Annotated in this window: 7 protein-coding genes and 1 tRNA gene; 4 read left to right on the forward strand and 4 right to left on the reverse strand. The window is 58.4% G+C overall.

Translation table 11 applies throughout. The features are described from left to right. Window positions 1-220: 220 nt before the first annotated feature. Together Q8M42_RS02915 and Q8M42_RS02920 are read left to right on the forward strand one after the other, a co-directional pair. Entirely contained in the window at window positions 221-1063 is an 843-nt protein-coding gene (locus Q8M42_RS02915) for a S1 RNA-binding domain-containing protein (protein WP_304870605.1), read from the forward strand. A gap of 135 nt (window positions 1064-1198) precedes the next feature. Further along, window positions 1199-1274: transfer RNA gene (locus tag Q8M42_RS02920), tRNA-Thr, on the forward strand. 14 nt (window positions 1275-1288) lie between these two features. Here Q8M42_RS02920 and Q8M42_RS02925 read toward each other — a convergent pair. Then, window positions 1289-1918 carry a thermonuclease family protein gene (locus Q8M42_RS02925; protein ID WP_304870603.1) on the reverse strand — a complete coding sequence of 210 codons (630 nt, stop codon included), beginning with the start codon at window positions 1916-1918 and terminating at the stop codon, window positions 1289-1291. A gap of 148 nt (window positions 1919-2066) precedes the next feature. Between Q8M42_RS02925 and Q8M42_RS02930 the strand changes: the two genes are divergently transcribed. Beyond that, window positions 2067-2630, forward strand: coding sequence for a DUF1003 domain-containing protein (locus Q8M42_RS02930; protein WP_304870601.1), 564 nt, complete (start codon window positions 2067-2069; stop codon window positions 2628-2630). Between the two features lie 94 nt (window positions 2631-2724). Continuing rightward, window positions 2725-3060, forward strand: a complete 336-nt coding sequence (locus tag Q8M42_RS02935) for a hypothetical protein (protein ID WP_304870600.1) — start codon at window positions 2725-2727, stop codon at window positions 3058-3060. Window position 3061: 1 nt separating this feature from the next. Here Q8M42_RS02935 and Q8M42_RS02940 read toward each other — a convergent pair whose 3' ends face one another. The 3 genes from Q8M42_RS02940 to msrB form a co-directional block, all read right to left on the reverse strand. Beyond that, window positions 3062-3499 (reverse strand): ABA4-like family protein, encoded by a 438-nt coding sequence (locus Q8M42_RS02940; RefSeq protein WP_304870598.1) that lies wholly within the window; start codon window positions 3497-3499, stop codon window positions 3062-3064. A 123-nt stretch (window positions 3500-3622) separates the two neighbouring features. After that, a complete protein-coding gene (gene msrA / locus Q8M42_RS02945; RefSeq protein ID WP_304870596.1) occupies window positions 3623-4282 on the reverse strand; it encodes a peptide-methionine (S)-S-oxide reductase MsrA in 660 nt (219 codons plus the stop codon). Between the two features lie 2 nt (window positions 4283-4284). Further along, complete coding sequence (gene msrB, locus Q8M42_RS02950) at window positions 4285-4800, reverse strand: peptide-methionine (R)-S-oxide reductase MsrB (protein ID WP_304870594.1); 516 nt, start codon at window positions 4798-4800, stop codon at window positions 4285-4287. Between the last annotated feature and the right edge of the window lie 241 nt (window positions 4801-5041).

The following is a 5041-nucleotide window of genomic DNA, read 5'->3' on the forward strand; positions in this document are numbered from 1 at the left end:
GGAAATACGGGACTACTTCAGACCATCCTTAGCGGATATACCAGTAAGTGATTGTTTTAATACGAATAGATAATTCGTGTTGAAGCTGCGTCCCGTGACCTGGGCCATCGGTCGGATTGCCCGCAGGGTCATCGGGCGGGCGCCGTGCGATGGCCGGTAGGCCGAGAAATTAACAGGCGAGTCGGCTAGAATGCCGGCCTGGTAATGAGGGTAGGGCATCATGGCGGTAATTGGACGAATGAATAGTTTGCAGGTCGTGAAGCACACCGACTTCGGCCTGTATCTGGATGGCGGCGCGGATGGCGAGATTCTATTGCCCAAACGCTATATCCCGAGCGATACCCCAAGTGAAGTGGAGGACTGGTTAAACGTCTTTATTTACTTGGACAGTGAAGACAAATTGATTGCCACCACGGAAAAACCAAAAGTTCAGGTGGGCGAATTTGCCAGTTTGAAGGTTGTGGATATAAACCGGGTGGGCTTATTCCTTAATTGGGGTTTGCCGAAAGATTTGTTGCTGCCGCACTCCGAAGAAAAACGCCCCTTGCAGATCGGCGATTACTGCGTGGTGCATGTGTTTCTCGACAAGCGCAGCAAGCGCATCACCGCCACCGCACGCCTGGACCGCTACCTGGACAACGTGCCAGCCCACTACACAGCGGGCGAGGAAGTCGACCTGCTGGTGGTCGAATCCACCGACATGGGCTTCAAGGCCATTATCAATGGCAAGCACTGGGGCCTAATCCACAAGAACGAGCTGTTCAAGTTTGTGCGCAGTGGCATGCAGGAAAAAGGCTTTATCAAGGAAGTGCGCGCCGACGGCAAAATCAGCCTGAGCCTGCAGCCAGTTGGTCAGGAAGCGGCCAGCAGCCTGGGCGAACAGATTCTGGCCAAATTGCGCGAGCACGATGGCGTACTCAAGGTGAACGACAAAAGCTCGCCTGAAGAAATTGCCGGGCTGTTTCGGGTCAGCAAGGGCAACTTCAAGAAAGCCATCGGCGGTTTGTACAAGCAGGGTCGCATCGTGATCCACGAAGACCGTATCGAACTGCCGAGCAAGTAAGCAGTAGCGCTCTGCGTATAGGACTCACAGCATGCACAACAGTGAGTCGTACGTTCTGCCGTTGGCTTGCTAGGCTTGGGGTGACAGCTTGAGTCGTGTTGCTGCTGGTGTGCTGCGCGACTTAAGCAACATCTTGCCGGTGTAGCTCAGTCGGTAGAGCAGCGCACTCGTAACGCGAAGGTCGCAGGTTCGATTCCTGTCTCCGGCACCACCTAAGCTAATCCGTTAACCGCCACCAAACTGGGAGAACGACGCCGTTCGACTGGGTTTGGTTTTTTGCGGCGCGGCAATTCTGCCGGTGTAGCGCCAGTCCCAGGGCGCAACTATGGCTTCGGCGGGAAGTTGCCAGAGGCCTTTGCCCATATTTCTGGCCAGGGTCTCGGCATCTTTGAGCCGGTGGTCTTTCAGCTGTTTGGTGTAGGCCCAGGCTGCGCCCTGTGCGACCAGGGTGTAATTCACGTCAATGCCACCGACGAAAGCGCGTGCCAGCGTTCTGCCGTAGCGGTCGACTTCTTGCACATGCAGAACCACTTGCTTGTCCAGCACCAGATCAGCCAACGCCTGCTTGGCTTCGGCGCCATAGGGCTGCTTTCTTTCTGGCGCGTCGATTTCCGCAAGGCGCACCCGCAGCCGTTTGTTTTCAGTGGTCAGGCAGCTGAAGGTATCGCCTTCGCTGATGGTCATCACCCTGCAGGTAAATGGCTCAGCAAGCGCCAGGCCGGGCAGACAGGCGAGAAGGAGTAGAGCGACACGGATAGTCATCTGGTTAATGATGCTCAGGCGAATGCGTAGCCGTTGATAGTAATGAATGTATGCCAGATGAAGCGGGACGGGCATCGCGAAATAGGCGTGCAACGTGACAGTAGACGGCCTGTCTCAGGGAGTACCTATGAGCACAGTGCGCTTGAACCAGGCGGGCTAAACGCTGAACTCGTCAAGCTCATTCAGCCGTGGGCATGAGTCTGTGTCGCCAATCAGTGAACCTTTAACCCAGGATTCAATAATGAGTACAGACAAGGTCCAATCTGCAGTGGTGCCGCCCGCACAAGGGAGCGCCCACCATCTGCGATTTCATCTGCCCCATCACCACCTTACTTCGGTATTCGGTAATGACTGGTTTGCATTGAAGGCCGAAGCTTTTGCTCGCTTCTTTGGCACCCCCGGTTTTCTCATCGCGCAGACTTTTATCGTGGTGCTGTGGATTCTTTTAAATGCGCTTGGCCTGTTTCATTTCGACATTTATCCATTCATTTTGCTGAATCTGGCCTTCAGCCTTCAGGCTGCCTACGCTGCGCCCTTGATCTTGCTTGCACAAACGCGCCAGGCTGATCGCGACAAGGCGCTCTCCGATGCCGATGCACGGCACCGTGAAGCGCTTGCCAGCGCTAGCGAGGAAAGGCAGCGATTGGCTACGGTGCAAGGCGGGCAGTTGTTGGAGCTGCTGCAGAAGAATACGGAACTCACGCAACTCACCCATCAGATGAGCGAGCGTATCGCTCAGCTCACAGCTGAGATGCACAGCCATTTGGTGAAACCCGCCACGGCGGTTGACAGGGCAGCGCCCTGAGGCAATCTGTAATTCTTCGCCTTGGTGACGAGGTGATCTTTCTTCTGCCAGTAAACCTTCAGATTGGTTGCGCGCCGCTGGCGCAGAGGTTGTGATGACAATGTGCAGATATGTGTTCAGTCTGCTGGCGTTGCTGCTGGTGACGCCGTTGTATGCCGAGCAGCAGGCACCGCAGACGCTGCGGGTCATTCCGAAAACTTATATCAGCCCCGGTGCCAGCGGTAGCATCGGTAGCTCGCAGACTATCGAAAGCCATAACCTCTATGGCGGGCAGCGCCTACCCGACGGCCTGCAGCGCCATGAACAGCGCTACGGCAGCCAGTCGATAGACAATCGCGGAACGATCAAACAAACCATTGAGTACCCCAACGGCTACCGGGGGCAGCAGTATCCGGGGCAGGGCACTGAATACTACGAGCGCAGTCGCTAGCTTAGGCCGCCATCACCAGGCCCCAGCGCAGCGCCAGAAACGCCAGCAGGCCCAGCGGGCCGAACATCAGGGTCAGCACATAGCAGGGCAGCAGTGCCCAGTGGCTGATGCCGGCGATGGCGCCTTCGTGGCGGATATACAACCCGACCATCAGATCGAACGCCAGGATATGTATCCAGGCTGCCAGTGCGGCCGTGGGTTGGCGCAGCAGTGAGAGCACCCCTCCGAGGCTGAAGAACCCGGGCCTGCCGCTTCCGGGCTCGGGCCGTTGGCGCATCGCGACAAACAGCAGCCAGCTATAGACGATAGCCAGCAGTACCACGCTGAGGCCCAGTACCAGTTCATCGGTATAGGACCAGAACGGCAGACAGACCAGCATCAGCCAGCCGCCCAGGGCGATCAGCGAGGTGAGTTTGAACAAGGGTTTCAACGGGGCCATGGCGCGCTCACTGGGCAAGGTGTGGGCTAACCATAGCGGATACGACGATTGCCGCAGCCTGGTATCAGCGGCTGAATACAACGCCATCAGCTGGCGCGAGGGCCAGCTGATGGTCGCGGTTTATTACTTCTTGCCCCAGAGTTGTTCCAGGCGTTGATCGCGGCCGCAGCCGTTGCGGTAGTAGTTGTAGCGCAGCGGGTTACGTTGGTAGTAGTCCTGGTGATAGTCCTCGGCCGGGTAGAAGGTGCTGGCGGCGAGGATTTCCGTGACCACCGGGGCCGGCAAACGCCCGGACTTCTCTAGAGCATCCTTGGAGGCTTCGGCCAGTTGCTGCTCTTCTGCGTTGCTGTAGAAGATCGCGCTGCGGTACTGCGGGCCGCGGTCGCAGAACTGGGCGTTGGCGGTCACCGGATCGATGGTGGGCCAGAAGGCCTCCAGTAGCTTGGCGTAGCTGGTCTTGCTCGGGTCGAAGCGCACCCGTACTGCTTCGATATGCCCGCTGTTGCCGGCCGAGACCTGCTCGTAGGTGGGGTTGTCGACATGCCCCCCGGTATAGCCCGAGGTGGTTTCAATCACTCCAGGAATTTTGTCGAAGTCCGATTCGGTGCACCAGAAGCAGCCGCCGGCAAAGATCGCCACGCCAGGGTTTTCCACCGTTGGCGCACTGGCTTGTGGCTGCGGCGCCTGCGCGGCGGTGGGTTCGCAGGCGGCCAGCAGGCCGCCCAGAACGAGGATGCTGCTTGCCAGCAGACGGCGGCGCCAGGACGAGGTAATAGCAGTCATGTTCAGCTCCGCAGCTCAGGTAAGGCTTCGCCTTCGGGGATAAAGCGCAAGGCTACGCCGTTGTTGCACCAGCGCTCGCCGCGCGGTTTCGGGCCGTCATCGAAGACATGGCCCTGATGCCCGCCGCAGCGTGCGCAGTGGTATTCGGTGCGCGGGAAGAACAGCTTGAAGTCGCGCTTGGTGGCCATGTGGCCGGCAATCGGCTGAGTAAAGCTGGGCCAGCCGGTGCCGCTTTCATATTTGTCCTGGCTGGCGAACAGCGGTAGGTAGCAGGCGGCGCAGAGGTAGGTGCCGTCGCGTTTTTCCTTATTTAGCGGGCTGCTGCCGGGCGCTTCGGTGTCTTCGTCGAAGAGCACGGCATAGGCTTCGGGCGTTAGTAGTGCGCGCCAGTCACCATGGGGCTTATCCAGCGGCGTTACGCTGCTGGCGATGGCTTGCGCCAGGCTGAGCGGGGCGTGGCCGAGCAGGGGCAGGGCTGGCAACAGGGCCATCCCTTTGAGCAGGGAGCGTCTTTTCATGGCAGTGCTCTGTGTGAGGTGTGGCCAATAGACAGAGACAAAGCCGAGTTGTTACAGCCTTGCCGGCCGCGCGCGAGAATTTTCCCGCGCAAGTTGTAAGCAAAGATAAACCCGAGGGTCTGTTGCCGTTTCGTTCGCGGCCGCGCCGGAGCCTGTTTTAGCGCGAGGCAAGGCACGAGACACGAAGTTTGGTTGTTCCAAATGAGTGTCGAGAAACGCAGTATCGCGCTAAAACAGGCCC

It is taken from the genome of Pseudomonas sp. (genome assembly GCF_030684895.1).
GTDB lineage: Bacteria > Pseudomonadota > Gammaproteobacteria > Pseudomonadales > Pseudomonadaceae > Aquipseudomonas.

Coding starts and splice junctions, on each gene's coding strand:
- Q8M42_RS02915 (WP_304870605.1), top strand. CDS start 221: ATGGCGGTAATTGGACGAATGAATAGTTTGCAGGTCGTGAAGCACACC.
- Q8M42_RS02930 (WP_304870601.1), top strand. CDS start 2,067: ATGAGTACAGACAAGGTCCAATCTGCAGTGGTGCCGCCCGCACAAGGG.
- Q8M42_RS02935 (WP_304870600.1), top strand. CDS start 2,725: ATGACAATGTGCAGATATGTGTTCAGTCTGCTGGCGTTGCTGCTGGTG.
- Q8M42_RS02940 (WP_304870598.1), bottom strand. CDS start 3,499: ATGGCCCCGTTGAAACCCTTGTTCAAACTCACCTCGCTGATCGCCCTG.
- msrA (WP_304870596.1), bottom strand. CDS start 4,282: ATGACTGCTATTACCTCGTCCTGGCGCCGCCGTCTGCTGGCAAGCAGC.
- msrB (WP_304870594.1), bottom strand. CDS start 4,800: ATGAAAAGACGCTCCCTGCTCAAAGGGATGGCCCTGTTGCCAGCCCTG.